25 protein-coding genes are annotated in these 25,969 nt (G+C 69.2%); 13 read left to right on the top strand and 12 right to left on the bottom strand.

The genetic code is table 11. The features are described 5' to 3' along the window. Positions 1-11: 11 nt before the first annotated feature. Positions 12-1,175 (top strand): aminotransferase class I/II-fold pyridoxal phosphate-dependent enzyme, encoded by a 1,164-nt coding sequence (locus AB0L60_RS08905; protein WP_364609479.1) that lies wholly within the window; start codon positions 12-14, stop codon positions 1,173-1,175. On the opposite strand, the gene AB0L60_RS08900 is transcribed toward AB0L60_RS08905, so the two are convergent. Next, positions 1,129-2,097, bottom strand: a complete 969-nt coding sequence (locus tag AB0L60_RS08900) for a bile acid:sodium symporter family protein (protein WP_364609476.1) — start codon at positions 2,095-2,097, stop codon at positions 1,129-1,131. The genes AB0L60_RS08905 and AB0L60_RS08900 overlap by 47 nt on opposite strands. Positions 2,098-2,201: 104 nt before the next feature. On the opposite strand from AB0L60_RS08900, the gene AB0L60_RS08895 reads away from it, so the two are divergent. The 5 genes from AB0L60_RS08895 to AB0L60_RS08875 are packed head-to-tail and all read left to right on the top strand — an operon-like array spanning position 2,202 to position 5,283. Continuing rightward, on the top strand, positions 2,202-3,155 hold the full coding sequence (locus AB0L60_RS08895) for a TIGR04222 domain-containing membrane protein (protein WP_364609473.1): 954 nt from the start codon (positions 2,202-2,204) through the stop codon (positions 3,153-3,155). Then, entirely contained in the window at positions 3,152-4,060 is a 909-nt protein-coding gene (locus AB0L60_RS08890) for a DUF692 domain-containing protein (RefSeq protein ID WP_364609470.1), read from the top strand. Before AB0L60_RS08895 ends, AB0L60_RS08890 begins: the two co-directional genes overlap by 4 nt. After that, entirely contained in the window at positions 4,057-4,407 is a 351-nt protein-coding gene (locus AB0L60_RS08885; protein WP_364609467.1) for a hypothetical protein, read from the top strand. The genes AB0L60_RS08890 and AB0L60_RS08885 overlap by 4 nt, the downstream gene beginning before the upstream one ends. Before the next feature lie 7 nt (positions 4,408-4,414). Continuing rightward, a complete protein-coding gene (locus tag AB0L60_RS08880) occupies positions 4,415-4,837 on the top strand; it encodes a hypothetical protein (protein WP_364609464.1) in 423 nt (140 codons plus the stop codon). A gap of 14 nt (positions 4,838-4,851) precedes the next feature. Continuing rightward, a complete protein-coding gene (locus AB0L60_RS08875) occupies positions 4,852-5,283 on the top strand; it encodes a GNAT family N-acetyltransferase (protein ID WP_364609461.1) in 432 nt (143 codons plus the stop codon). A 3-nt stretch (positions 5,284-5,286) separates the two neighbouring features. Here AB0L60_RS08875 and AB0L60_RS08870 read toward each other — a convergent pair whose 3' ends face one another. Next, a complete protein-coding gene (locus AB0L60_RS08870) occupies positions 5,287-5,691 on the bottom strand; it encodes an SdpI family protein (RefSeq protein WP_364609458.1) in 405 nt (134 codons plus the stop codon). 321 nt (positions 5,692-6,012) lie between these two features. Between AB0L60_RS08870 and leuS the strand changes: the two genes are divergently transcribed. Further along, positions 6,013-8,886 carry a leucine--tRNA ligase gene (gene leuS, locus AB0L60_RS08865; RefSeq protein WP_364609767.1) on the top strand — a complete coding sequence of 958 codons (2,874 nt, stop codon included), beginning with the start codon at positions 6,013-6,015 and terminating at the stop codon, positions 8,884-8,886. A gap of 62 nt (positions 8,887-8,948) precedes the next feature. On the opposite strand, the gene AB0L60_RS08860 is transcribed toward leuS, so the two are convergent. The 3 genes from AB0L60_RS08860 to AB0L60_RS08850 all read right to left on the bottom strand — a co-directional run bounded on the left by AB0L60_RS08860 (position 8,949) and on the right by AB0L60_RS08850 (position 11,448). Then, complete coding sequence (locus AB0L60_RS08860; RefSeq protein WP_364609455.1) at positions 8,949-9,743, bottom strand: polysaccharide deacetylase family protein; 795 nt, start codon at positions 9,741-9,743, stop codon at positions 8,949-8,951. Positions 9,744-9,800: 57 nt separating this feature from the next. Beyond that, a complete protein-coding gene (locus tag AB0L60_RS08855; protein WP_364609452.1) occupies positions 9,801-10,604 on the bottom strand; it encodes a polysaccharide deacetylase family protein in 804 nt (267 codons plus the stop codon). A 139-nt stretch (positions 10,605-10,743) separates the two neighbouring features. Next, entirely contained in the window at positions 10,744-11,448 is a 705-nt protein-coding gene (locus AB0L60_RS08850; protein ID WP_364609449.1) for an SDR family oxidoreductase, read from the bottom strand. Positions 11,449-11,602: 154 nt separating this feature from the next. Here AB0L60_RS08850 and AB0L60_RS08845 point away from each other — a divergent pair, with 154 nt between their 5' ends. Together AB0L60_RS08845 and AB0L60_RS08840 are read left to right on the top strand one after the other, a co-directional pair. Next, entirely contained in the window at positions 11,603-12,943 is a 1,341-nt protein-coding gene (locus AB0L60_RS08845) for a glycogen debranching protein (protein WP_354841085.1), read from the top strand. A 130-nt stretch (positions 12,944-13,073) separates the two neighbouring features. Then, the gene (locus AB0L60_RS08840; RefSeq protein ID WP_364609764.1) at positions 13,074-13,748 is read left to right on the top strand and encodes a glycoside hydrolase family 25 protein; all 675 of its coding nucleotides are present in this window, start codon (positions 13,074-13,076) and stop codon (positions 13,746-13,748) included. Between the two features lie 40 nt (positions 13,749-13,788). On the opposite strand, the gene AB0L60_RS08835 is transcribed toward AB0L60_RS08840, so the two are convergent. From AB0L60_RS08835 to AB0L60_RS08825, 3 genes are all read right to left on the bottom strand, one after another. Beyond that, positions 13,789-14,514 (bottom strand): amino acid ABC transporter ATP-binding protein, encoded by a 726-nt coding sequence (locus AB0L60_RS08835; RefSeq protein ID WP_364609445.1) that lies wholly within the window; start codon positions 14,512-14,514, stop codon positions 13,789-13,791. Next, positions 14,511-16,334 (bottom strand): ABC transporter substrate-binding protein/permease, encoded by a 1,824-nt coding sequence (locus AB0L60_RS08830; RefSeq protein ID WP_364609442.1) that lies wholly within the window; start codon positions 16,332-16,334, stop codon positions 14,511-14,513. Before AB0L60_RS08830 ends, AB0L60_RS08835 begins: the two co-directional genes overlap by 4 nt. A 96-nt stretch (positions 16,335-16,430) precedes the next feature. Next, positions 16,431-17,207, bottom strand: coding sequence for an LLM class F420-dependent oxidoreductase (locus AB0L60_RS08825; protein WP_364609439.1), 777 nt, complete (start codon positions 17,205-17,207; stop codon positions 16,431-16,433). Between the two features lie 118 nt (positions 17,208-17,325). Here AB0L60_RS08825 and ugpC point away from each other — a divergent pair, with 118 nt between their 5' ends. Continuing rightward, positions 17,326-18,396 (top strand): sn-glycerol-3-phosphate ABC transporter ATP-binding protein UgpC, encoded by a 1,071-nt coding sequence (gene ugpC, locus AB0L60_RS08820; protein WP_364609436.1) that lies wholly within the window; start codon positions 17,326-17,328, stop codon positions 18,394-18,396. Between the two features lie 134 nt (positions 18,397-18,530). On the opposite strand, the gene AB0L60_RS08815 is transcribed toward ugpC, so the two are convergent. After that, positions 18,531-19,043, bottom strand: a complete 513-nt coding sequence (locus AB0L60_RS08815) for a helix-turn-helix domain-containing protein (protein WP_364609433.1) — start codon at positions 19,041-19,043, stop codon at positions 18,531-18,533. Between the two features lie 123 nt (positions 19,044-19,166). On the opposite strand from AB0L60_RS08815, the gene AB0L60_RS08810 reads away from it, so the two are divergent. Further along, the gene (locus AB0L60_RS08810; RefSeq protein ID WP_364609430.1) at positions 19,167-20,336 is read left to right on the top strand and encodes a thiolase family protein; all 1,170 of its coding nucleotides are present in this window, start codon (positions 19,167-19,169) and stop codon (positions 20,334-20,336) included. Positions 20,337-20,725: 389 nt separating this feature from the next. Here the strand turns inward: AB0L60_RS08810 and AB0L60_RS08805 are convergent, their stop codons facing one another. Next, on the bottom strand, positions 20,726-21,247 hold the full coding sequence (locus AB0L60_RS08805) for a hypothetical protein (protein ID WP_364609427.1): 522 nt from the start codon (positions 21,245-21,247) through the stop codon (positions 20,726-20,728). 669 nt (positions 21,248-21,916) lie between these two features. Between AB0L60_RS08805 and AB0L60_RS08800 the strand changes: the two genes are divergently transcribed. Continuing rightward, a complete protein-coding gene (locus AB0L60_RS08800; RefSeq protein ID WP_364609424.1) occupies positions 21,917-22,900 on the top strand; it encodes an o-succinylbenzoate synthase in 984 nt (327 codons plus the stop codon). Here the strand turns inward: AB0L60_RS08800 and AB0L60_RS08795 are convergent, their stop codons facing one another. Together AB0L60_RS08795 and AB0L60_RS08790 are read right to left on the bottom strand one after the other, a co-directional pair. Next, positions 22,901-23,413, bottom strand: coding sequence for a TIGR04338 family metallohydrolase (locus tag AB0L60_RS08795; RefSeq protein WP_364609421.1), 513 nt, complete (start codon positions 23,411-23,413; stop codon positions 22,901-22,903). Between the two features lie 11 nt (positions 23,414-23,424). Continuing rightward, complete coding sequence (locus AB0L60_RS08790; RefSeq protein ID WP_364609418.1) at positions 23,425-24,264, bottom strand: DUF2786 domain-containing protein; 840 nt, start codon at positions 24,262-24,264, stop codon at positions 23,425-23,427. Between the two features lie 323 nt (positions 24,265-24,587). On the opposite strand from AB0L60_RS08790, the gene AB0L60_RS08785 reads away from it, so the two are divergent. Continuing rightward, positions 24,588-25,892 (top strand): ABC transporter substrate-binding protein, encoded by a 1,305-nt coding sequence (locus AB0L60_RS08785; RefSeq protein ID WP_364609415.1) that lies wholly within the window; start codon positions 24,588-24,590, stop codon positions 25,890-25,892. Positions 25,893-25,969: the final 77 nt, after the last annotated feature.

Below are 25,969 nucleotides of genomic sequence, written 5' to 3'. Positions count from 1 at the left end.
ACAGGCGGCCCGTGGCGCGGATCGTGGCGCCGTTGTCCTGGCCGACGGGATTGCGCGGCTCCGAGGTGGCGGGCCATCCCGCCACCGCCGACCCGCACGGCGCGGACACCATCCGCTACGACCTGAGCCTGAGCGAAAACCCGTTTCCGCCACTGCCTTCGGTGGTCGCCGCGCTCGACCACTGCCTCGGCAAGGCGAACCGGTATCCGGAATTCCTGCCCCGGCGGCTGCCGCGGCTGATCGCCGACCGCCTCGGCGTCTCGGCCGACCAGGTGGTGGTCGGTTCCGGCGCGACCGGGGTGGCCATGCAGATCATGCAGACCCTCCCCCGCGCCAGAACCGAATTCGTCTACGCCACACCGACCTTCGACGGCTACCCGATCATGGCGACCATGACCGGGCTGCGGCCGGTGCCGGTGCCGCTGGACGGCCACGGCCGCCAGAACCTGTGGGCCATGGCCCGCGCGGTGAACGAGCGCACCGGGCTGATCGCGGTATGCCGTCCGCACAATCCGACCGGAACCGTGCTCCCGGCCAGCGAAGTGAAGGCGTTCCTGTGTTCGGTCCCGTCCCGGGTGCCGGTGATATTGGACGAGGCATACGTCGAATTCCTGGGCGCGAGCGACTCTCTCGACGCCGTCGAGCTGGTCGACCGGCACCCCAATGTGCTGGTGCTGCGCACCTTCTCCAAGGCCTACGGACTGGCCGGGCTGCGTATCGGCTACGCGTTCGGTGCGGCGGAACTGGTGCACCGGGTGCATCGGCTGCAACTGCCGTTCGGGGTGCCGACCCTCGCGGTCGCCGCGGTGCGCGCGTCCTATGCCGCGGCAGCCGAACTGGGCGAACGGATTCTGCGCATCACCACCGAGCGCGAACTATTGCGCACCGAACTGCGGCGCGGCGGCATCCGGGTGCCGCGCAGCAGCGCCAACTTCCTGTACCTGCCCGGCCGCGATATCGCGCCCGCGCTGGCGCGCGCCGGGATCGTGGCCAAGCGCTACCCGGACGGCAGCGCCCGCATCGCGGTGGGCGATCCGGGTTCGGACCGGGCCGTGCTGCACGCGCTGGCCGCCCGGCCCTCGGCGGGCGCCCGTTCGCTGCGGCGCGAGGACAGCCGGCTGCTCTCGCTCACGGCGCGCTACGAGCCCACCGCTGCGCAAGGGCGGCACACGTGATCAGCTGAATCTGGTGGAACATCATGAGCGGCAACACGACCAGGCCCACCGAGTGCCCCGCGAACAGCACCGTCGCCATGGGCAGCCCGGTGGCCAGGCTCTTCTTGGATCCGCAGAACACCACCACGATCCGGTCGGCGCGATCGAATCGCACCGCCTCGCCGAGGAATCCGGTCGCCACCAGCACGATGGCCAGAATCGCGCAGCACACCACGGCCAGCAGCAGAATCCGCCACGGCGACATGGCATGCCAGATGCCCTCGACCATGCCCGCGCTGAAGGCGCTGTAGACCACCAGCAGGATGGACCCGCGATCCACCAGCTTGGTGGGCTCGGCGTAGCGGGCCAGGAAACCCTTGACCTTCGGCCGGATCAGCTGGCCCAGGAAGAACGGCACCAGTAGCTGCAGCACGATGTCCACCACCGCGGACGGGTCCACGCTCGCCTGCCCGGTGGTGTTCATCAGCAGGATCACGAGTGCGGGAGTCAGGAAGACGCCCAGCAGGTTCGACACCGTGGCGCTCACGATCGCGCCCGCCACATTGCCTTTGGCGATGGAGGTGAAGGCGATCGAGGACTGCACCGTGGACGGCACCAGGCACAGGAACAGCACACCGGTGTAGAGATCGCTGGTCAGCACGTGCGGCACCAGCACCCGGGCGGCGAGACCGATCACGGGGAAGAGCACGAAGGTGCAGACCAGTACGGTCAGGTGCAGTCGCCAGTGTTTGAGGCCCGCGATCGCCTCCTGCGGAGCCAGGCGCGCGCCGTAGAGCAGGAACAGAAAACCGATGGCGATCTTCGTCAGCCAGCTCACGACCTCGGCCGCCTCGCCCCGAGCCGGAAAGATACTGGCGAGGACGACCATCGCAAGGATCGACAGGATGAACCCGTCTATGTAGAACTTGCTGAGAAATCGCACCGAAACAGGCTAAACACCATGCTTGTTTGGGATAACACAGCACCCGCGCTGCCGCGATACTGGTGGTGATCGACAGTCACGACGACTCCCGAGGTGGAATCGCCATGGTCCTTCGGACCGACGCGGCCGCGGCCGCAACCGATACGTGGGGGATATCCGGCCCGGCCTTCCTCCTGTTCTATGTCCTCGCCGGCCTTTCGGCCATCGCGTTCGGCTACGCACGGCGCGCGGCGGTCATGCGCGCGATCGACCCGGCCTGGCCGCCGGCCGGGCCGCTGCGCCCCAGCGAAACCGCCATGCTGGTCGACGACCGGCGTCCGGTGCTGGCCGGGCTGGCGCAATTGCGCGGCCATCAGATCATCGACTCCACCGGCACGCCGGTCCGGCCGCTGACCGCCACCGAGGAACAGCAGCTGGATCCGATCTCCCGCGCGCTGCATGCGCACCTGCACAGATCCGGGCAGGCGCGCATGCCCGGCATGCTCGTGGGAACCGCCGGGGTGTCGACGGCCATGCGCGGCGACCTCACCGAGCGCGGCTATCTGTTCGGCGAGAAGCAGCGAAAAGCCTTGCGGACAGCGCGGTTTCCGCTCTTCGCATTGCTCGTGCTCGGACTTGTCCGGCTGATCGCGGGCGCGGCCACCCATCATGCGGTCGGCTTCCTGGTGTTCGCCATGATCGTGCTGGCGGTCCTCACCGTCGCGGTGGGCCGGCCGCCGCGCCTGACCCAGCGCGGCCGGGACGCCCTCGCCGCCGCCCAGGCCGGCAACCGGCACCTGCGGCCCGCCAACTCGCCCGCCTATTCCGCCTACGGACCCGACAGTGCCGCGCTCGCCGTCGCGCTCTACGGCGGGCTGGTGTTGTGGACCCTCGACCCGGCGCTCGCGGGGGCGGCCAGCGTGGTCGCAGGTGGTGGCGGTGGCGGTAGTGACGGCAGCTCCTGCGGCAGCGACAGCGGAAGCACCTGCAGCGGTAGCAGTTGCAGCAGCGGCAGTAGTTGCGGCAGCAGTAGCAGTTGCGGTAGCAGTAGCAGCTGCGGAGGAGGCTGCGGGGGATGACCGGTTCACCGCTTCCCGAGGGGTCGCTGGGCATCGGCTGGCGGCGCGAGATCTGCGGTCTGGTGGCGGCGCTGGAGGGCATCGGATTCTGCGAGGTCATCGCGGAAACGCTGGCGCCCAGGCATTCCGGCGGCCGAGGCGGCGCGTTCCTCCGGCGCGGTCGCGGGTCCCGGCCCGGTGTCGATGTGCCCGAGGAGCTGGCCGAGCTGGTGGCCCGGGGCATTCCCGCGGTGCCGCACGGCATTTCGCTGTCGCTGGGCGGTGCGGAGGCGGTGGACGACCGGCGGGTCGCCCATCTCGCCGACTGCGCTCGGGCCCTGGGTTCGCCGCTGGTGAGCGAGCACATCGCCTTCGTGCGCGCGGGCGGCCTGGAGGCCGGGCACCTGCTGCCGGTGCCGCGCACCCGCGAGGCGCTGGACGCCCTGGAGCGCAATATCTTTCGTACGAGCCGGCAGTTGGATGTGCCGCTGGCGGTGGAGAACATCGCGGCGTTGTTCGAATGGCCGCACGCCGAGTACACCGAGGCGGAATTCCTGCAGGAGCTCGTCGAGCGCACCGGCGTCCATCTCCTGCTCGACATCGCGAATGTCTATGCCAATGCCCGCAATACGTCACGTGATCCGCTCACCGAGCTGTCGCGCCTGCCCGCCGAGCGGGTGGCCTACTGCCATATCGCGGGCGGCCACGAGTCCGGCGGCCGCTATATCGACACCCATGTCCATCCCGTCCCCGCCGAGGTGCTGGCCCTGGTCGCCGAGTTCACGGCCGACCGCGCCGTCCCCCTCATGCTGGAACGCGACGGAAACTACCCGCCCGCAGCCGAACTCACCGCCGAACTGAACGCCATCGCCACCGCCTCCGGCCGCCCGCCCATCACCCTGCGCCCGGAGGCGATCCCGGCATGACCATCGAATCGGCCCGGACGGCAGGGACACTCGCCGAGCAGCAGGCGGCCGTGGTGCGCGCGCTGGTCGCCGGCGCGCAACCGCCGCCCGGTTTCGACGCGGACGATCTCGCCGTCACCACGCACGGCCTGCTGCACAAGCGGGCCGAGGAGGTGGCGCGGCGGTTCCCGCGCCTGGCGCAGGCCGCCGGGCCCGACTTCCGGGCCCGCTACCTGGACTGGGCGCGCACCCGGCCGAAGACCACCACCACCGAGGACGCCGCCGCCTTCGCCCGCGACCTCGGACTACCCGATCCGCGGCCGCAACCCGGCAGGCGGCCACGGTGGCCCGGCCGCCCTGGACGATGATGCGTAGGTGGCCTTTCTCACGCGCGATCCACACCACGGCTACCGGCCGAATCCGGCCCCGGCGACCCGGACGGCCAGCCGGATCCTGCTTCGATTCAGGGTGGCGCGCTGGGATTTCGTGCTGCGGCAGACGGTCCTCGCGCCCGGCGGGCAGTCCGGGTGGCACTACCACGACGGGCCCCTGTTCGTGCTGGTCACCGGCGGTGCGCTCGATCATCCGAAGGCCGATTGCACCCCGGTCACCATCCGGCCGTGGCGGGTCTTCCGGGAGCCGAGCGGTCCCGGGCACGCGCACCTGGCCCGCAACAGCGGCCCGCGACCGGTGAAACTGACCGTCTTGTACGTGAATCCGAAGGAGAGCCCGCTCGCGCGCAGCATCCCGCCGCCCGCGTGCGCGGGCGAACCCTCGGCAAGTGATCCGGATCATTGAGGCAAGCTGGGCACATGATCGAAGTCGTCACCGTCAGCACCGAGCAGGAGCTAGCCGACGCCTACGCGGTGCGCATGAAGGTCTTTGTGGACGAGCAGGGCGTGCCCGCGGACATCGAGATCGACGAACTCGACGAGACGGCCGACCATTTCCTGGCCCGGCTGGACGGCAGGCCGGCCGGGGCCGGGCGGTTGATCGTGCGGGACGGTGTCGGGGTGCTCGGGCGGCTGGCGGTGCTGGCGGACACGCGCGGCACCGGGCTCGGCGTGGCGCTGGTGCGCGCCATCGAGGAGCGGGTGCGCGAACGCGGCCTGGGCGCGGTCGAACTGCATTCGCAGACCCACGCGCAGGGCTTCTACGAGAAGCTCGGGTACGAGGCGTACGGCGAGATCGGCATGGACGCGGGCATCCCGCACATCTGGATGCGCAGGTCGCTGGCGAACTGAGGCCTAGGCGGTCTCGCAGGCGTCCCGCAGCGAGCAGGCGCCGCAGGCGCTGCCGCAGCCGCCGACCTTCTCCTCCGGGAACGCGGTGGCGAGCGCCTTCTCGGCGGCGGCCGCACCGGCGCCGAGGGTGAACACCGCGATGACCACGGCCACCACCGCCACCACCAGGGCCGCGATGCCGCCGGCGACCAGCGCGACCGCACCGGCGGCCGCGAGCAGCAGCCCCGCCACCACGGAGGTCGGCGCGGCCACCCGGTTGGCCAGCTTGAAGGATTCCTCGGTCTTCACCGCGGCCTCGGAGTGCACCCCGAAATACCGGTTGCCCGGCAGCGTCCCGGTGAATCCGAGCACGCCCGTGACCACGGCCACAACCGCGAGGACAAAGAGGATCAGCGCCACGACGAACACCCGGCTCACGGTACACTGCGTCTAATTTGCCCTCCGCTTCGCTCCGGGCGGGTTTGCGGCGCTGAAAGTCTCGTTCTTCCCTCCCTCCGCTCCTCCGCTTCGCTCCCCCGCTCCGCTCAGTCCAGAACGAGACGCGCCGCGAACCAAGCGCCCAACCTGCCCTCCGTGGTCAATTTGCCCTCCGCTTCGCTCCGGGCGGGTACGCGGCGCGGTTTTCCTGGGCAGCGGGACTGAACGGACCCTTTTTGGGCACGGCAGTGGCGACGTTTTACCCTGGTGAGCGACCTTATCGGGGATTGGCTGGACAAAGAAGGCAGGACCGTGCAGGACACCCGTGCATCCGAAACGCCCACCGCGACCGCGGGTGGGGGCGGCGACGTTCCCGCACACCGCTACAACGCCGACCTCGCCGGCCGCATCGAACAGAAGTGGCAGGGCAACTGGCAGCGGCGCGGTACCTTCTTCGCGCCCAACCCGGTCGGTCCGCTGCAGGGCGAGACACCGGCCGACAAGCTGTTCATCCAGGACATGTTCCCGTACCCGTCGGGTGCGGGCCTGCACGTCGGTCACCCGCTGGGCTACATCGCCACCGACGTCTTCGCCCGGTACCACCGCATGCATGGCCGGAATGTGCTGCACGCCCTGGGTTATGACGCCTTCGGCCTGCCCGCCGAGCAGTACGCGGTGCAGACCGGCGCGCACCCGCGCGACACCACCATGGCGAATATCGCCACCATGCAGCGGCAGCTGGATCGCCTGGGCCTGGGCCACGACCGCCGCCGCACCTTCGCCACCACCGATCCCGAGTACTACCGGTGGACGCAGTGGATCTTCCTGCGCATCTACAACGCCTGGTACGACACGGGCCTGGGCAAGGCCCGCCCGATCGCCGATCTGATCGCCGAATTCGAGGCCGGCAAGCGGGAAGCCGTCGCGGGCCGCGCCTGGAACGAGCTGTCCCGGTCCGAGCGCAATGCCGCCATCGACTCCCATCGCCTGGTCTACCAGACCGATTCGATGGTCAACTGGTGCCCGGGCCTGGGCACCGTGCTGTCCAACGAGGAGGTCACCGCGGACGGCCGCTCCGAGCGCGGCAACTTCCCGGTGTTCCGTAAGCGCCTGTGGCAGTGGATGATGCGCATCACCGCCTACTCCGATCGCCTGGTCGACGACCTGGACGAGCTGGACTGGCCGGAGAATGTGAAGGCCATGCAGCGCAACTGGATCGGCCGCTCGCGGGGCGCGCAGGTCAAGTTCGAGGCCGGCGCGGATCTGATCGAGGTCTTCACCACCCGCCCCGACACCCTGTTCGGCGCGACCTACGTGGTGCTGGCCCCCGAGCACGAGCTGGTCGACAAGCTGACCGCCGCCACCTGGCCGTCCGGCACCGACGCGCGCTGGACCCTGGGCAACGCCGACACCCCCGTGGAAGCCGTTGCGGCCTACCGGAAGTCGATCGCCGCCAAGTCGGATCTGGAGCGGCAGGAGAACAAGGACAAGACCGGCGTCTTCCTGGGCACCTACGCCACCAACCCGGTCAACGGCGCGCGCGTGCCGATCTTCATCGCCGACTATGTGCTGAGCGGCTACGGCACCGGCGCCATCATGGCCGTCCCCGGCCACGACCCGCGCGACTGGGACTTCGCCACCACGTTCGGCCTGCCCATCATCGAGGTCGTCGCGGGCGGCGATGTCGCGGAGGGGGCCCACGCCGGTGACGGTGTCATGGTGAACTCCGGCTACCTCGACGGCATGGACATCGAGTCCGCCAAGGCCAAGGTGATCGCCGAACTGGAGGCCAACGGCCACGGCAGGGGCACCGTCCAGTACAAGCTGCGCGACTGGCTGTTCGCGCGTCAGCGCTACTGGGGCGAGCCGTTCCCCATCGTCTACGACGAGGACGGCGCGCCGCACGCGCTGCCGGAATCCATGCTGCCGGTGCGTCTTCCCGAGATGGACGACTTCGCGCCGGTCACCTTCGACGCGGACGACGCCGACTCCGAGCCGTCCCCGCCGCTGGCCAAGGCCACCGACTGGGTGCACGTCGAACTGGACCTGGGCGACGGGGTCAAGAAGTACCGCCGCGACACCAATGTCATGCCCAACTGGGCGGGCAGCTCCTGGTACCAGCTGCGCTACGCGGACCCGACCAATACCGAAACCTTCTGCGCCCCCGAGAACGAGCGGTACTGGCTGGGCCCGCGCACGGCCGAGCACGGCCCGAAGGATCCGGGCGGCGTGGACCTGTACGTCGGCGGCGTGGAGCACGCGGTGCTGCACCTGCTGTACGCGCGCTTCTGGCAGAAGGTGCTCTTCGACCTGGGTGACGTGTCCGGCTCCGAGCCGTACCGCCGCCTGTTCAACCAGGGCTACATCCAGGCCCACGCCTACACCGACGCGCGCGGCGCCTACGTGCCGGCCGCGGAGATCGTGGAGCGGGACGGAAAGTTCTTCTGGACCAATGCCTCCGGCGTGGAGGAGGAGGTCTTCCAGGAGTACGGCAAGATCGGCAAGTCGCTGAAGAACGCCATCTCCCCCGACGAGATGTGCGATCTGTACGGCGCCGACACCTTCCGCTTCTACGAGATGGCGATGGGCCCGCTGGACACCTCGCGGCCCTGGGCCACCAAGGATGTCGTGGGCGCGCACCGCTTCCTGCAGCGCGTGTGGCGACTGGTGGTGGACGAGGAGACCGGCGCGGTGAAGGTCACCGACGGCGAGCCGTCGGCCGAGGCCCTGCGCATGCTGCACAAGACCATTGCCGGTGTCGACGACGACTACGCCAACCTGCGCGACAACACCGCGGGCGCCAAGCTCATCGAGCTGACCAACTTCCTGACCAAGAACTACGGCGACGGTGCGCCCCGCGCGCTGGTGGAACCCCTGGTCCTGATGCTGGCCCCGATGTCCCCGCACGTGGCCGAGGAACTGTGGGAACGCCTGGGCCACACCACGGCTCTGGCCCACGGCCCCTTCCCGGTCGCGGATCCCGCACTGCTGGTGGCGGATTCGGTCGAGTACCCGATCCAGGTCAACGGCAAGGTCCGCAGCCGCGTCAGCGTCGCCGCCGACGCCGACCAGGCCGCGGTCCAGGCCGCCGCGCTGGCGGACGAGAAGATCGCGGAACTGCTGGGCGGCAAGGCGCCGCGCAAGATCATCGTGGTGCCCGGCCGCCTGGTGAACATCGTCGCCTGAGGTGACCGGCGTTCGGCCCGGTGCGCACCGCGCATCGGGCCGAACGCATGTGCGGCGCAGTCCTATTGGGGCGGGATCAGGACGTCGTTGAGGGTCACCAGCTGCAGGCTGCGTTCCCGGATGATGTCGGTGAGCTGGTCGTAGAGGTGGGTGACCGTCGGCCGGTTGGCGTGACCGATGACGATGGACTGGGCCCGGAACCACTGGCGCGCGGCATCGAGGAGCATGCCGTCGTTGATCACCGGATTGGTGTCGTTCAGGGTGCCGTACCACATGGTCGGGACGGTGTAGCCGCAGTCGGCGGCGACGGCGTCGACGCTGCCGTTGTGGTGGCCGTAGGGCGGGCGGTAGTAGGGCGTGCCGTCGGTGCCGTACTGGTTCCAGAGGAAGTCCTTGCACCGCTCGAGCTGGCCGGCGATGGCGCCACCGGACAGCTTGGTCAGGTCCGGATGGTCCCAGGTGTGGTTACCGAGCTGCACCTGCCCCGAGTCGACCAGGGGGCGCAGCACATCCCGGTGGTCGAGCCAGCCGGGATAGTAGGCGGTCACGAAGAAGGTCAGCCGGGCCCCGGTGTCCCGGGCGAAATCGATGAAGCCACGGATGGTTTCGGAACTGGCGCCGTCATCGATGGTGAGCGCCATATGGTTTCCGGCGCCCGGCAGCGCGGTGATGGTGCCCGGCCCGATCGGCGTCCTGGGTCCGAAATCCGGTGTCACCTGCGGTATCCCGGGCAGCTGGGGAATGATTCCGCTGCCGGATCCGGTGTCGAAGGGGAAGTCGGCGCGCGATCCGCCCGTGCCCAGCAGGGTGGCGGCCGTGCCCGCCGCCACCATCGTCAGCAGCCGTCGTCTGTCCATTGCGACCCTCATTCAATTCACTACGGTTGAAACTTCCGCTCCCCCAGCGAAAACCGGCTACGTCGGCGAGACCAGCACATCGTTGAGCGTCACCATGGACAGGTTGCGCTCCCGGATGATCTCGGCCAGACGGTCGTAACAGTGCGTCACGGCGGGATGATTGGCATGTCCGATGACAATGGCCTGAGCGTTGAAGTACTTTCGCGCACACTCGATCAGATAGTCCTCGGTAATGACACCGGAGTCGGACAGCGAGCCGTACCACATGGTGGGCACGGTGTATCCGAGATCCGCTGCCACCTTGTCGACCGTAGCATTGTGGCGGCCGTAGGGAGGGCGGAAATACGGTGTCCCGTCCACGCCGAAGGTGTTGCGCAGAAACGTCTTTGCCTGGGTGAGCTGCGTGGCCACCTCGGTGGCGGACAGTTTGGTGAGATCCGGGTGGTCCCAGGTGTGATTGCCCAGCTGGATCTGCCCGGCGTCCACCAGCGGCCGCAGCTCGGCCCGGTGCGTGGTCCAGGAGTCGTAATTCGCGGTGACGAAGAAGGTGAACCGCGCCCCGGTGTCCTTGGCGAATTTGATATACGCGCCGACCACGGCCGGATCGGCGCCGTCGTCGACGGTGAGTGCCAAATCGTTGCCGGTGCCGGGCAATCCGGTTATCGTCCCGGCGGGAATGCGGGATTTCTGCGCGGCCGGCGGCGCGGCGAGCGCCTTGGGAGTCGGTGCCGCCGACGGCGTCCCGGCGGGTCCGCTGATGCGTGGCGTCACCTTGTGGGAGGGGCCGGACTCCGCGGAGCAGCCGGTCAGCGCCGCCGCAGTGCCCGCCGCGAGCATCACGAGCAGCTGTCGTCTATCCATCTCTGTCGTTCACTCCGAAGATATACATTTCTCTGCCTCGCCTCCCTCGCAAGGCCTACCCGTTATATCTACGCGCCGTGAACTGAGCACCAATTCTGTGCGAAATGATTGAAATTCAGGACGGAATTTAAGGCTGCTCTCAGTGTGGGATGGGGCGCAGCACGATTTCGGTGGGATGCGCGTCACGCGGGGTCTCGACGGCCTGCCGCACGGCACGGGCAACCGTTTCGGCCCTGAGGAATTCGCCCGGCCGATACTCGCGGCCCTCCCCCGCGATGATCTCGCGCTGCATGTCGGTGTCGATGCGCCCGGGATGCACCGAGGTCACCCGCAGCGCGGGCTCCTCCAGGCGCAGTGCGTCGCCGAAGGCACGCAGCCCGAACTTGCTGGCCGCGTACACGCCCCAGCCCGGATTGGCCCGCAGCCCGGCTCCCGAATTGATCAGCACCACATGGCCGTTGGCGGCGCGCAGCGCGGGCAGCAACACCCTGGTCAACTCCGCGACCGCGATCAGGTTGGCTTCCAACGTATTCCGCCACTGCGCCACCGAGGAATCGGCTATCGTTCCCAGATCGGCGATTCCGGCATTGTGCACCAGTACATCCAGCCGTTCGATGCCCGCTACAGCGCGCGCTACCGCGGTGTAGTCGGTGAGATCCACCGGCCATCCGGCGCTGCCGGGCAGTTCACGCAGTATCGGTTCCAGGGCCCCGGGCGTGCGCGCACCCAGCAGCAGCCGATGCGTGGGCGCCAGTTCGCGGGCAATGGCCGCGCCGAGCCCCCGGCTGGCTCCGGTGATCAGCGCGGTCGGCTGGTCGGTGCTGGATTTCGCGGAATTCGCCATGTGATGACCGTAACCGCGTTACCTCGGCCTGCGATGCTCCGGTCGGGCACACCACCGCTAGCTGATCCACAAGAAGGCGAACGAAGTGCAATCTGGCGATCAGGACCCACCCGTCCATCGCGCATACCTGCGGGTGGGGGCGCAGAATAGGGCGATGACACACCCGGGGTTCACGCCCACCCAGCTCGCGGCCCGCGCCGCCTACCTGCTGCGCGGCAATGACCTGGGCACCATGACCAGCGCCGCGCCCAAGCTGTATCCGCACATGTGGAGCTGGGATGCGGCCTTCGTGGCGGTCGGCCTGGCCCCGCTCAGCGTGGAGCGCGCCGCGCTCGAACTCGACACCCTGCTCTCGGCACAGTGGCGCAACGGGATGATCCCGCACATCGTCTTCGCCAATGGCGTGGACGGCTACTTCCCCGGACCCGCGCGCTGGGAATGCCGCCGCCTGGCCGCCGACGCCCCCGACGGCCCGGACACCTCGGGCATCACCCAGCCGCCCGTGCATGCCATTGCGGTGCAACGGATTCTGGATCACTCGCGCCGGCACGGCCGCAGCACCCGCGCGGTCGCCGAGGACTTCCTGAACCGGCGCTGGCCCGATCTCATGCGCTGGCACCGCTGGCTGGCCTACGCCCGTGACCCCAAGCAGCACGGCCGGATCACGCTGTACCACGGGTGGGAATCCGGCATGGACAATTCGCCGCGCTGGGATCGCGCCTACGAGAACGTGATTCCCGGTCCGGACCTGCCGCCCTACGAGCGCGCCGACACCCAGGTGGTGGGCGATCCCACACAGCGGCCCTCGGACCGCGAGTACGACCGCTACCTATGGCTGGTCGAGCAGATGCGCCGGGCCGGCTACGACGACTACCAGCTGGCCTCGACCATGAGCTTCGCGGTCGAGGACGTGTTCGTGACCGCCATCTTCGCGCTGGCCTGCGATGTGCTGGCCAATATCGGCGAGGACTACAAGCAGCCGCACGCGGATGTGCGCGAGCTCTACGAGTGGGCCGACTACTTCCGCGCGGGCGTGGTCGCCACCACCGATGCCCGCACCGGCGCGGCGCGCGACTTCGATGTGCGCGCGGACCAGTGGATCGACACCGAGACCCTGGCCCTCTTCGCGCCGCTGCTCAGCGGCGGGCTGCCGCGCGATGCCGAACGGCGGCTGCTGCGCCTGTTCGAGGGCCCGCGCTGGTGCGGGCATCCGGACCTGCGCTACGCGCTGCCGCCCTCGACCTCCCCGGTGTCCAGGGACTTTCGCCCACGCGAGTACTGGCGCGGGCCGGTGTGGCCGGTGATCAGCTGGCTGTTCTCCTGGGTCTTCGCCCGCCGCGGCTGGGCGGAACGCTCGTTCATGCTGCGCGCCGAGGGGCTGCGGCAGGCCAGCGACGGCAGTTTCGCGGAGTACTACGAGCCCTTCACCGGCGAGCCGCTGGGCAGCATGCAGCAGTCCTGGACCGCCGCGTCGGTGCTGGACTGGCTGGGTTGATTCGAGTTAACGATTGGCAAACATCACCGCCCTGCCTTCCCGGTCATAGCGGGCGATCGGCCTAGCCTTTCGGGGCATGACCGGACGCAGCCTGATGAAAGCGCTCACAGTCGCAGCAACAAGCATCCTCATGGCAACCCCGGTGGGGGTGGCCGCCGCCGATATCGACGGCCCGGATGTGGCCTCCTGGCAACACCCGGGAGGCGAGGGCATCAACTGGTTCGCGGTACGCGGAGCCGGATACGAGTTCTCCATGCTCAAGGCCACCGAGGGCCTCAGCTACGTGAACCCGTTCTTCGTGCAGGACAGTCTGGCCATGCGGGTGGCCGGAGTCGCGCGCGGCACATACCATTTCGCGCGCCCGAACCTGCCGCCGGAACCCCAGGCCGCCTTCTACTCGACGATGGTGCTCGGCCAGAACGGGATGCTCGACCTACCGCCGGTGCTGGACCTCGAGGACTCCGGCGGGCTGCCGCCCGCCGCGCTCATCGACTGGACCCACCGCTATCTCGATACGGTCCGGGCCCTGACCGGACGCATGCCGATCATCTACACCTATCCCCGCTTCTGGCAGACGGCCATGGCCGACACCAACCAGTTCACCAACTACCCGCTGTGGATCGCCGACTACCGGGGTAATGACAAGCCCGAGGTGCCGGGCGGCTGGCCGACCTGGACGTTCTGGCAAACCTCCAGCTCGGGCAATATCCCCGGCATTGGCGGAGCCGTGGACCTCAATGTCTACAGCGGCGCCCAGGGCGATTTCGCCCGCTTCGCGAACATGCCCTTCAGCGGCAGCGGTTAGCCGCGCCCGCAGGCGGGATGATCCCCGCCCCGGGCGTCGTTCACAGCACCTGCGACAGGAACTGGCGCAGCCGCGGGGTTTCGGCGTTCTCGAAAAGCGCCTCGGGCTTGCCGGTTTCGACCACCTGACCGTGATCCATGAACACCACCTGGTCGGAAACCGAACGGGCGAAGCTCATCTCGTGGGTCACCACGATCATGGACATCCCGCCCCCGGCGAGCTCGGACATGAGCGCGAGCACGCCCTTGACCAGTTCCGGATCCAGGGCCGAGGTGGCCTCGTCGAAGAACATGATGTCCGGCTTCATGGCCAGCGCCCGCGCGATGGCCACCCGCTGCTGCTGACCGCCGGACAGGTTGGCCGGGCGCACATCCGCCTTGCCGGCCAAGCCGACCGCCTCCAGCTGCTGAACCGCCAGCGTGCGCGCCTGGGCCTTGGACAGGCCGTGCAGTTTGCGCGGGCAGAGCGCGATATTGTCCGCGACCGTCATGTGCGGGAACAGATTGAAGTGCTGGAACACCATGCCGATCCGCTGCCGCAGCCGGTCCGGGTTCTCGCTCAGCACCGACTTACCGCCGAGCAGAATGTCGCCCGAATCGGGTTCGTGCAGGCGGTTGAGCACCCGCAGCAGCGTGGATTTGCCGGAGCCGGACGGCCCGATCACCGTGGTGGTCTTGCCGGCATCCACGTGTACGTCCACGCCGCGCAGAATCTCGTTGCGGCCCAGCGTCAATCGCAGGCCGGTGCCGGTGAGGGAGGCACTCATGCTCCACGCCCTTCCGTGATGACGGCCTGTTCGACGGGGTCCGCGGGATCGTGCCCGCCCTGGGGACGGCCCTCGCGCATGCGCTTGTCGATGTAGTTGACCAGGTGGGTGAGCGGCACCGTGAGCAGCAGGTACATCAGGCCCGCCGCCACCAGCGGCGACAGATTCCCGGTCTGCGCGTTGAGATCCCGGCCCACCGCGAACAGTTCGCGCTGGGTGGCCAGCAGGCCCAGGAAGTAGATGAGCGAGGAATCCTTGATCAGCGCGATGAACTGGTTCATCAGCGCGGGCAGCACCCGGCGCACGCCCTGCGGGATCACCACCAGCGTCATGGCCTGCCGGTAGCCGAAACCGATGGCGCGGGCGGCCTCCAGCTGTCCGGCTTCCACCGACTGGATGCCGGCGCGGAAGATCTCACCGATGTAGGCGGCGGCCAGCAGCGCCAGCGCGATCGCGCCCAGCCAGTAGGGATTGTTGCCGGTGACGTTCTTGACCACCGGTCCCACGCCCAGGCCGATGATCAGGATGATCACCACGGCGGGCAGGCCGCGGAAGATATCGGTGTAAACCCGTGCGGGCCAGCGCAACCAGCGGGTGCGGGAGATGCCCGCCACCGCGAGCAGCATGCCGAGCACGGTGCCCAGCAGGCCCGAGACCAGCGCCAGGATCAAGGTATTGGGCAGACCGGTCTTGATCAGGTCCGGGAAGGACTTGCGGTACAGCGACCAGTCGAAGAAGGTGTCCTTCAGCTGCTGCACGGTGGATTTCGGTTGCACCGCGCTGTTGTCGGGCCGGTTGCCCGCGTTCTCGGCCGCGATCTTGGCGAAGTCCGGCAGCCGCGGCGCCGCAACGGCTTTGGAGCCCGGCTTCCAGCCCGGCGGCAGCTCCCGCGGCACCCAGTCCTCGTACAGCTTGGCGTAGGTGCCGTCGGCGATCACCGCGTCCAGCCCGGCATTGAGCGCGTCGGTGAGCGGCTGATTCCCCTTGCGCACCGCCCAGGCGGTGAAGTTGTTGACGCTGAAGGTGTTCTGCACGATCAAGGTCGGGTCACCCGGCTTGATGGCGCCGATGGCCTGCTGCGACGGCGCGACCCAGGCGTCGATCTGGCCGGTCTTCAGATTCGCGTAGGCGGTGTTGTAGTCGGGGAACTTCACCGGGTCCAGGTGCAGTTCGTTGACGACGTACTCGTCCTGCACGGTGCCCTGCACGACGCCGACCCGATTGCCGCGGTGCAGATCCGCGAAACCCTTGATGGCACTGCCGTTCGGCACCACCAGCGAGAAGTAGCCGAAGTCGTAGCCATTGGTGAAGCCGACCAGCTGCCGCCGCGCGTCGGTGGTGGTGATGCTGGAGGAGCCGATGTCGAAGCGGCCGTTGGCGACCTGGGCCAGCAGGCCGGCGAACTCGGTGCCGGTGAACTCCACCTGCAAGCCGAGCTTCGCGCCGATGGCCTTCAGCAGCTCGTTGTCGAAGCCGGTGAACACGCCCTTGGAATTGACGCAGATGCTCGGCGGCGCGTCGGAGAGGGTGCCGACGCTGAGCTTGCCGGGCGTCAGCAGGCCCAGCTTGCTGATATCGATCGTGGCCGGCGGCTCGGTGGTGGCGGTGGTGAACCGGTCCGCGCCCGCGTTCTGCTGCCCGGAGGCCAGATTGGTCGGTGCGGCGCTGGCCGCGGCCTGGCCGGGCGGCGAACACAGATCGCGATCATCGGCACCGGCACTGCCCGCGAGCGTCGCGATGCCGAGCAGACCGACCAGCACAACTCCCGCCAATGCCAGCAAGCGCGGGGGACGATCTGGGCGCCGCCGGAAGGAAACCATGGCAGACCACCCTAGTGCGGGTGGTCTGCCAGGCCAGAGTCAGCCTCGGCCCGATTCGGCGGAAATCACAGCGGAAATCACAGTTCAGGCGCGTCCCTACCGCTGGTTGAAGCCGTCCCGCCAGGCCACGGCCTCCTGGATCCGGCTCATGTCGTAGTCCGGCCCGCCCGAGCTCACGGTGAACAGTGTCACGCCGGCGTCCGCATAGCCCTCCACCTGATCCAGGCCCGGCCAGGCCACGGACTTCTCGATGGCGGAGGGGTCGGTGCCGACCTCGGCGCAGTGCTCGCCCAGGATGCCGATCTTGCGCTGCAGCACGTCGATGTCGGAGAAGCTGTGCCAGATATCGCCGTACTGGGCGACCAGCCGCAGCGTCTTCTTCTCGCCGCCGCCACCGATCAGGATGGGGATGTCGCGCACCGGTTGCGGGTTCAGCTTGGCCAGCCGGTCGGTGAGGCGGGCCATGGAATCCTTCAGCAGCGCCAGCCGGCTTCCGGCCGTGCCGAATTCGTAGCCGTACTGGTCGTAGTCCTTCTGGAACCAGCCCGCGCCGATACCGAGGATGAGGCGCCCGTTGCTGATGTGGTCCACGGTGCGGGCCATATCGGCCAGCAGATCCGGATTCCGGTAACCGCCGCCGGTGACCAGCGCGCCGAGCTCCACCCGCTCGGTCTGCTCGGCGATGGCGCCCAGCATGGTCCAGCACTCGAAGTGCGCGCCCTCCGGGTCTCCGTACAGCGGATAGAAGTGGTCCCAGTTGAAGACGATGTCGACGCCGATGTCCTCACACCGCCGCACCGCGTCCCGGATCAATCCGTAGGTGGGCGCGTGCTGCGGCTGCAACTGAACTCCGATACGAATCGGTCGGCTCATGAGGTGCTCCTCCGTCGGTGATCACTGCGCCCCATTCTGCCCCTCCGCTACGCTCTGGGCCGACCCTCTACTACGGATCGTCCGGCACGTTCCTGCCGGTGAAGGGAAGTGTGAAACCGTGGCAACGGTGACTTTCGACCAGGCCACCCGGCTCTACCCGGGCGCGGCCAACCCCGCCGTCGACGCCTTGAACCTGGAGATCGCCGACGGCGAATTCCTGGTTCTCGTCGGCCCTTCCGGCTGCGGCAAATCCACCTCGCTGCGCATGCTCGCGGGGCTCGAGGAGGTGAGCGACGGCCGAATCCTGATCGGGGACAAGGACGTCACGCACGCCGAGCCCAAGGAACGCGATATCGCCATGGTGTTCCAGAACTACGCGCTCTACCCGCACATGAGCGTCGCGGAGAACATGGGCTTCGCGCTGAAGATGGCCAAGGTCGCCAAGGAGGAGCGGCAGCAGCGGGTGCTCGAGGCCGCCAAGCTGCTCGACCTCGAGCCCTACCTGGACCGCAAGCCCAAGGCCCTGTCCGGCGGTCAGCGCCAGCGCGTGGCCATGGGCCGCGCCATCGTGCGCCAGCCGCAGGTCTTCCTCATGGACGAGCCGCTGTCCAACCTGGACGCCAAGCTGCGCGTGCAGACCCGCACCCAGATCGCCCAGCTGCAGCGCCGGCTCGGCACCACCACCGTCTACGTCACCCACGACCAGGTCGAGGCCATGACCATGGGCGACCGGGTGGCAGTGCTCAAGGACGGGCTGCTGCAGCAGTGCGCCTCCCCGCGCGATCTGTACCGCGACCCGGCCAACCTGTTCGTCGCGGGCTTCATGGGCTCGCCCGCCATGAACCTGTTCACGCTGCCGGTCGGCAATGGCTCGGTCACGCTGGGCGGCTGCCCGCTGCCGCTGCCGCGGTCGGTGGCGGCGGCCACCGGCGAGCGGGTGGTGGTCGGCATCCGGCCCGAGCACCTCGACTCGGTCGGCGACGGGGCCGGGATCGCCATGGAGGTGGATGTGGTCGAGGAGCTGGGCTCCGACGCCTACATCTACGGCCGCACCCTCGGTGACGGGGAAACCATTGTGGCGCGCGCGGATTGGCGCAACCCGCCCGCGAAGGGCACCAAGCTCGCGCTGGTCGCGGACTCGGACCACACATACTTCTTCCACCCCGAGAACGGACGCCGCCTGCACTGACCTTCGGTCAGTTCCAAGGGGTTCCGGGGGCCGAGGCCCCCGGAACCCCTTATTACGGGCGCGGGCCCCCTTATTACGGGCGCGGGCCCCCTTATTACGGGCGCGGGCCCCCTTATTTGCGGGCGCGGGGCCCCTTATTTGCGGGCCCGGGAGCTCCGCGCCTGCTTCCGCCGCCATTCGTCGTTCACCCGGATGCGCAGATTCTCCAGGGGGACTTCGTTTCCCGACGCACTGCGCAGTTCCGCGCGCACGGGTTCGCCCGTGGCATCCTCGAGCCGCTCCAGTGGCGCGGTGCCGTCCTGCAGGTATTTGTCACCCCACTGCCACAGCGCCACGACCGCGGGCAGCAGGTCCAGACCCATCGGGGTGAGCACGTATTCGTTGCGGGTGCGCTTGCCCTCTTCCTGGTAGGGCCGCTTCTCCAGCAGTCCCGCATCGACCAGTTTGCGCAGCGCGCTGGAGGCCGCCGCGTCGGTGATGCCGATCCGCGCCGCGAAGCCGTCGAACCGCGTCGTGCCGTAGTACGACTCGCGCAGGATGAGGATCGCCGAGCGCGTCCCGACGATGTCCATCGCCTTCGCGATCGAACAGGCCTCGGGCTTCCACGAGCCCAGATCGCTGAGTTTTCCCTCCAGTACTGCCGACATGACACACATCATACAACGCTGACTTGCTTTCACTATGGTCAGCTCCTACCTTGACTTTAGAGCGATCAAGTCAGACGCCGTTGTCGGGCTCGAATCCGGGGCGGCGCGCCTGGAAGGAACGTCATGAGAGACGCTGTCATCGTCGAAGCGGTCCGCACCCCCATCGGCAAGGGCAAGGCCACCGGCGCCCTGCACGGTGTGCACCCCGCCGATCTGCTCGCCCACAGCCTGCGGGAGGTGGTGCGGCGCACCGAGATCGATCCGGCCCTGATCGACGATGTGATCGGCGGCGTGGTCACCCAGGTCGGCGAGCAGGGCTCCAATCTCACCCGCCGCGCGGCCCTGGCGGCCGGCTATCCCGAATCGGTCCCGGCCACCACCGTGGACCGGCAGTGCGGCAGCAGCCAGCAGGCCATCCACTTCGCCGCCCAGGGCGTCATCGCGGGGGCCTACGACATCGTGGTCGCCGCGGGCGTGGAGTCCATGAGCCGGGTTCCCATGGGCGCCAACCTGATCGGGGCCGAGGACATCGCGGGTGCCGGCTTCGCCGAACGCTACCCGGAGGGCCTGGTACCGCAGGGCATCAGCGCCGAACTCATCGCCGCCAAGTGGGACCTGAGCCGCACCCAGCTCGACGAGTTCGCCCTCGCCAGCCACGAGAAGGCCGCCGCCGCGACCAAGAACGGCTCGTTCGAGGCCCAGCTCGCCCCCTACGCCGGGCTCTCGCACGACGAGGGCATCCGCGTCGGCAGCACGCTGGAGGCGCTGGCCGGATTGCGACCCGCCTTCTACAGCGAGGAGATGACGGCCCGCTTCCCGCAGATCGGCTGGAACATCACCGCCGCCAACGCCAGCCAGATCAACGACGGCAGCGCCGCCACCCTCATCATGACCAGTGAACGCGCCGCCCAGCTCGGACTGCGCCCGCTGGCCCGGCTGCACAGCTTCTCCGTCGCCGGCGACGACCCGCTGCTCATGCTCACCGCGGTCATCCCCGCGACCCGGAAGGTCCTGCAGCGCTCCGGACTCGAACTCTCCGACATCGACCTGTTCGAGGTGAACGAGGCATTCTCCTCGGTGGTCCTGGCCTGGGCGCAGGAGACCGGGGCCGACCTGTCGAAGGTCAATGTGAACGGCGGCGCCATCGCCCTGGGCCACCCCCTGGGCGCCTCCGGCGCGCGGCTGGCCACCACCCTCGTGCACGCCATGCACGAGCGCGGCGCCCGCTACGGCCTGCAAACCATGTGTGAGGCAGGCGGTCTCGCCAACGCCACCATCTACGAGCGCCTCTGACCCGGTCCGGGCGGCCTGGTAGGAGACCGCCACGACCGCCGCCAGCAGGCCGAGCACCCACGACTCGGCCAGTAGCGGAAAGGCCGCCAGGGCCGTGGACCATGCGCGCTGCCGCAACCGGACGGCGCGCAGGGTCCACAGCGGCACCAGCAGCAGGGTCAGGCCGATGCCCTGCCGGGCCACGACGAAAGCCAAAGGGAGAAACGGGTGTCATCGCCCGGGCCCGCGAGCACGCAGTACTCGGACACGAAACCCGCCAGCACCCGGGCCGAACCACCCGCTGCGGTGTAGATCAGCAGGGTGACAATGCAATCCGCGGCCGTGATCGGCGGCCGCCGCCACCCGGCCCCCCTTCCAGGATGCCGGGTGCTCGGCAGCAGTGGTGGAGATCAGCTGACGGCGGTGGCCACCAGGATGTGCCCCGCACCGCCCGCGACGAGAATCACGGGCAGCGCGATCGCGGTCCAGATCCAGCCCCGGCGGCCCGTCATCGCCGCCACCGAGGCCAGCACCAGCGCGCCGACCAGGGCCAGGAACATGCCCCCACCACCGATCAGCAGGCCCCACAGCGCCGATGCGGGTGGGCGGATCACCACGCACTGCACCGAGAAGTCCTTCTTCGCGGTGCAGCGATTGTGGATCAGGTCGAACAGCTTCGCGAACAGGTCGTAGGCCCAGCCGAAGGCCAGGGCGACTCCCGCCAGATACAGCACCGCTGAGATCAGAATGTCCTTGCGGCGCAGCGGCTTACGCTCCGGCGCTGCACTCGGCAGCGCCGCCGCGGCCGCCTCCGCCGGGGGCAGCGCGGCGGGCATGGTCCGATCGGTCTCCCCGGGCGCCTGCGCGGAACCGCCGCCGACCACGTACTGCGGACCCGAAGCCCACGGCTCCGGGAGCACCTCGGTACCCATGGGCGGCGGGACCACTCCGCCGGGCGGCGAGTAGTTCCCGCTCGGCGGGCGAGCGGAATGCTGCTGCGGCCCAAGGGAGCTCACGGGTGCCTGGCCCGGATAGCCGGGAACGGCGGGCGATCGTGGTGCGCCGCCCGGCCGCGGCGGGGCACCGGCATTCCCGGGAGCCTGGGGCGGCACCGGCGGCGGCGGACTCTGCCGCCCGCCCTTCGGCACGGTGGGTCCGGCCGGGTCCATCGCGCCGGGCCGCGGCGCACCGGCGGGTGGCTGCGGTGGCGCGGGCGGTGGCGGCGGACCCTGGCGGCTCCCGCCGGGCAGGGTCGGTCCCGCCGCATCGATCGGTTCCCCGGACCGCGAGCCCGGCGTGGGTGGCTGCGGACGTCCGGGTCGCTGCGGCGATCCGGGACCCGCGGGATTCCGTGGTCCCCCCGGCGGCGTGGGCGCGTGCGGTTGGCCCGGCACACGCGGCGGAGCCGGGGAGAAACCGGGATCGGACGGAGGATGATCGTCGCGGCCCGGACGGCGGGGCTCGTTGGGCGGGTTCATGTTTGCGTTCTCCCCCAAGGCGCAGGTCTCTGGAGCCGGGATCGGCTTCATTCGGCATTGTCGCCGGGGCCGGGCCGCGCCGCCACCTCTCACCGGACCGAGGCGGTGAGTAGGGTGCGGTGGATGAGCGACAGCGGCGATGCGGTGGACTTCGAGTCGGCGGTGGTCTACGCGATTCCCCTGCGAACCCGGTTCCGCGGGATCACTGTTCGCGAGGGCATGCTGATTCCCGGTCCCGCCGGCTGGGGTGAGTTCTGCGCCTTCCCCGAGTACGACGACCGCGAGGCGGCGGCCTGGCTGGCCACCGCGGTCGAGCAGGCCGCGGCCGGATGGCCGGAACCGGTCCGGGATCGGATTCCGGTGAACTGCATCGTGCCCGCGGTCGGCCCGGAACGGGCGCGCGAGATCGTGACCGGATCAGGCTGCCGCACCGCCAAAGTGAAGGTCGCCGACCATCCGGATTCCCTGGCCGAGGATCTGGAGCGGGTGATGGCGGTCCGCGAGGCGCTCGGGCCGGACGGCGCGGTGCGCGTCGACGCCAATGCGGTCTGGGATGTGGACACCGCGGTCGACCGGATCCGGCTGATCGACCGCGCCGCAGGCGGTTTGGAGTACGTCGAGCAGCCCTGCCGGACCGTCGAGGAGCTGGCCGCCGTCCGCAAACGGGTGGACGTGCGCATCGCCGCCGACGAATCCATCCGCCGCGCCGAGGACCCGCTGCGGGTGGCGGTGGCGGGTGCGGCCGACGTCGCGGTGCTGAAATGCACTCCGCTCGGCGGGGTCCGGCGCGCACTGGAGGTCGCCGCGGCCGCCGGACTCCCCTGCCTGGTGTCCTCGGCCCTGGAAACCAGTGTGGGCCTGGCCGCCCAGGCCGCCCTCGCCGGCGCCCTGCCCCACCTCGACTTCGCCTGCGGCCTCGACACCCTGTCGCTGCTCACCGGCGATGTGGTGACCGAGCCGCTGCGCCCGGTGGACGGCTACCTGCCCGTCCCGCGCACCGCGCCGGCACCCGATCCGGACCTGCTCGAGCGCTACCGGCACCCCGACCCGGAACGGACCGACTGGTGGCGGCAGCGCCTGGCCCGGGTCCGGAAACTTCTGCCCTGATCAGGCAATTCGCACGCCGCACGAATACATGGTGGTGCGCAGCAACAGCGCGGCCTCCGGCCCGATGACCCCGTCCGTCAGTTCGAGGTAGCGACCGCAGAATTCGGGCCCGTGCGGCGCGACCCCGCTGCGCTCCGGCTCGAGGTGGTGGGCGAGTTCGTGCAGGATCACCAATTCGCGCAGGGCCCAGGCGGTTCCATGGGCGTGCAGCGGCACCGCGAGCACCGACCCGGCCGTCTCGTAGTGCGCCGCCTGCGCCCCGGCGCGCGCTCGCACCGTGACCGGCCGCGCCGCCCCGTCCCACCGGGCGCGCACCCAGTTCAGCGCGAGTACCCGATCCACGTACGCCTGTACCGATTCCACCGAAGCGAACCGCCGCTCGATCGGCAGCGTGAGATGGGACCCGTGCACTTCGACGGTCCGTGCGCCGAATTCGTCGGCGCGATCGAACATTCCGCGCACCAGCCCCTCGGCGTCGTACACCCGGGACCGCTGCGCATCGCGGACGGCCATGCGCGCGTTCGCTATTCGCCCACGCCGCGGGGCAGCTGCCCCCGCACGCCGCCCAGCTCCGGCGAATCACCCAGCCGCGCGGCCTTACCCGCCCGGTCACCGGCCCGCCGCGCGGCCGCCGAGTACCCGGCCGAGGCCTGCGGGCCGCGCCAGGTACCGCGCGCCTCGGAGGTCCGGGTGTAGAAGTCGGTGAGCGCGAGCTCCTTGTCGCGCAGGGCGAGCGCCGTTCCGGTGGGCACGGATTCGGCGGCGTCGGCCCGCACCGCCTCGGTCTCCACATCCGCCTTGACCTCGGCCAGGCGGCGGCCGATGCGGGCGGCGAAGGCCATCTGGAAGTTCAGGCGCGCGGTCACCGCGGCCACCGGCACCTCCACCGGCCGGTGGAAGGTGCGGCCGTAGCGGCGCTCGATCACGACCTTCTCGGTGGTGGCCGAACGGTAGGCGCCCGACTTGATGTACTGGTCGGAGGCACGCACCATCTGGATCAGCAGGCTGGTGTAGAGCGCCTCGCAGGTGTCGATATCGGTGTCGAATCCGTAGGCGTACACCGTCGTCGACGATCGGGCCACATCGCAGCGCACGTCATTGGCCGCGGCGATGGCCACGAACAACTGCACATAGGTTCGCAGCCCGCGCTTTCCGGCCTCGCCGATCGGAATCACCCGCTGCGCCGGGGTGGGCCGCCGCTCCCGATTCGCGATATGTGCCCGCGCCACCGCCAGATCCACCGACGAGCTGGTCGCGAGCCGCTGCGCGGCGGCCAGGAAGGCCTCGGCCTCGTGCTCGTTGTCGGTCGATTCGGCCTGCCTCAGCAGTCCGCCGATCCGGGTGAGCATCTTGTCTGTGTTCAATTGCCCTCCGCTTCGCTCCGGGCCGGTTCGCGGCCCTGCAAGCTCGATTCTTCCCTCCTCCGCTCCTCCGCTTCGCTCCCCCGCTCCGTCAGTCCAGAATCGAGCCGGGCCGCGAACCACTGGGATGATCAACAAGGTAGCGGAGGTCTCGATACTTCCCTTCCCTGCTTCCCCGCCAAGTCAGTCCAGAATCGAGACGGCCGCGAACCTTTGGGATGATCAACAAGGTAGCTCCGGCGGACGACAGCGTCACCATGTATCTTGCCTTGTGCACCCCCGGCTGAGTGTGCCACTGGTCACTCATCAACCCTGGAGTATCCGCGATGGCTTTGAAGAAGGTGTCGTCCCTACGATCGACGCTGGTTCCGCGTGCCGTGCTGGCCGTGACCTCGGCGGCATTGCTGACGGCGACATTCGCCAGCGGCTGCTCCAGCAGCAACAGCGGCAGCAACTCCACCGCCGAAAACCTCACCGGCCGTGGGCCGATCACCTATGTCGAGGGCAAGGACACCACCGAGACCGGCGCCGTCAAGCAGCTCATCGAGCGCTGGAACGCCGCCCACCCGGACGAGAAGGTGACCTTCAAGGAGCAGTCCAACGACGCCTCCCAGCAGTACGACGACCTGGTGCAGCACCTGCGCGCCAAGGAATCCGACTACGACGTGGTGGCACTCGACGTGCCGTGGACCGCGGAGTTCGCCGCCAAGGGCTGGATCCAGCCGCTGAAGGACTCCTTCGCCATCGACACCTCCACGCTGCTGTCGCCGCCGGTCGCGTCGGCCACCTACAACGGCACCCTGTACGCGGCCCCGCGCAACACCAACGGCGGCCTGCTGTTCTACCGCAAGGACCTGGTGCCCGAGGCGCCCAAGACCTGGACCGAGCTGCTGGCCGACTGCCCGAAGGCCAAGGACGCCGGAATCGGCTGCTACGCAGGACAGTTCGCACAGTACGAGGGTCTGACCGTGAACACCGCGGAGGTCATCAACGCCTTCGGCGGCAGCTTCGTCGGCTCCGACGGCAAGACCCCGACCGTGAACAGCCCGCAGGCCAAGCAGGGCCTGCAGACCCTGGTCGACGCCTACAAGAACGGCGACATGCCGAAGGAAGTCATTACCTTCAAGGAGCCGGAGTCGCAGAACGCCTTCGTCACCGGCAAGGTCATGTTCATGCGTGGCTGGCCGTCCTCCTTCGGTGAGGCGGGCTCCGACGCCTCCGCGGTCAAGGACAAGTTCGCGGTCGCCCCGCTGCCCGGCAAGGACGGCATCGGCGCGTCCACCCTCGGCGGCTACAACGCCGCCATCAGCGCCTTCTCCAAGAACAAGGCCACCGCGCTGGACTTCCTGCGCTTCCTGATCAGCGAGGACGCCCAGCACATCGTGGCCGCCGGCGCGCTGCCGCCGGTGCGGGCCTCCGTGTACGACGATCCGGCCCTGATCGCCAAGATGCCGTACCTGTCCGCGCTGAAGGACTCCATCGCCTCCGCGGTGCCGCGGCCGGTGACCCCGTTCTACCCGGCGGTGTCGAAGGCCATCCAGGACAACGCCTATGCTGCGATCACCGGAACGGAATCTGTCGACGCCGCGATCGATGCCATGCAGAAGGGCATCGAAACCGCCGGATCCTGAGCCGCGCTCACACCCGATGCGCGCACCACGATCCATCGCGTAGCCCCGTAGGAGAGAAGAAAAGGTGTCACGTCCTT

The organism is Nocardia sp. NPDC051981 (assembly GCF_040680715.1).
GTDB lineage: Bacteria > Actinomycetota > Actinomycetes > Mycobacteriales > Mycobacteriaceae > Nocardia.
This window is presented reverse-complemented; position numbering and strand designations above follow the sequence as displayed.

Excerpts from the sequence above, each read along its gene's own strand:
- AB0L60_RS08895 (WP_364609473.1), top strand. The coding sequence starts at position 2,202 with ATGGTCCTTCGGACCGACGCGGCCGCGGCCGCAACCGATACGTGGGGG.
- AB0L60_RS08890 (WP_364609470.1), top strand. The coding sequence starts at position 3,152 with ATGACCGGTTCACCGCTTCCCGAGGGGTCGCTGGGCATCGGCTGGCGG.
- AB0L60_RS08885 (WP_364609467.1), top strand. The coding sequence starts at position 4,057 with ATGACCATCGAATCGGCCCGGACGGCAGGGACACTCGCCGAGCAGCAG.
- AB0L60_RS08875 (WP_364609461.1), top strand. The coding sequence starts at position 4,852 with ATGATCGAAGTCGTCACCGTCAGCACCGAGCAGGAGCTAGCCGACGCC.
- AB0L60_RS08860 (WP_364609455.1), bottom strand. The coding sequence starts at position 9,743 with ATGGACAGACGACGGCTGCTGACGATGGTGGCGGCGGGCACGGCCGCC.
- AB0L60_RS08855 (WP_364609452.1), bottom strand. The coding sequence starts at position 10,604 with ATGGATAGACGACAGCTGCTCGTGATGCTCGCGGCGGGCACTGCGGCG.
- AB0L60_RS08850 (WP_364609449.1), bottom strand. The coding sequence starts at position 11,448 with ATGGCGAATTCCGCGAAATCCAGCACCGACCAGCCGACCGCGCTGATC.
- AB0L60_RS08845 (WP_354841085.1), top strand. The coding sequence starts at position 11,603 with ATGACACACCCGGGGTTCACGCCCACCCAGCTCGCGGCCCGCGCCGCC.
- AB0L60_RS08840 (WP_364609764.1), top strand. The coding sequence starts at position 13,074 with ATGGCAACCCCGGTGGGGGTGGCCGCCGCCGATATCGACGGCCCGGAT.
- AB0L60_RS08835 (WP_364609445.1), bottom strand. The coding sequence starts at position 14,514 with ATGAGTGCCTCCCTCACCGGCACCGGCCTGCGATTGACGCTGGGCCGC.
- AB0L60_RS08830 (WP_364609442.1), bottom strand. The coding sequence starts at position 16,334 with ATGGTTTCCTTCCGGCGGCGCCCAGATCGTCCCCCGCGCTTGCTGGCA.
- AB0L60_RS08825 (WP_364609439.1), bottom strand. The coding sequence starts at position 17,207 with ATGAGCCGACCGATTCGTATCGGAGTTCAGTTGCAGCCGCAGCACGCG.
- AB0L60_RS08815 (WP_364609433.1), bottom strand. The coding sequence starts at position 19,043 with ATGTCGGCAGTACTGGAGGGAAAACTCAGCGATCTGGGCTCGTGGAAG.
- AB0L60_RS08810 (WP_364609430.1), top strand. The coding sequence starts at position 19,167 with ATGAGAGACGCTGTCATCGTCGAAGCGGTCCGCACCCCCATCGGCAAG.
- AB0L60_RS08805 (WP_364609427.1), bottom strand. The coding sequence starts at position 21,247 with ATGGGTACCGAGGTGCTCCCGGAGCCGTGGGCTTCGGGTCCGCAGTAC.
- AB0L60_RS08800 (WP_364609424.1), top strand. The coding sequence starts at position 21,917 with ATGAGCGACAGCGGCGATGCGGTGGACTTCGAGTCGGCGGTGGTCTAC.
- AB0L60_RS08795 (WP_364609421.1), bottom strand. The coding sequence starts at position 23,413 with ATGGCCGTCCGCGATGCGCAGCGGTCCCGGGTGTACGACGCCGAGGGG.
- AB0L60_RS08785 (WP_364609415.1), top strand. The coding sequence starts at position 24,588 with ATGGCTTTGAAGAAGGTGTCGTCCCTACGATCGACGCTGGTTCCGCGT.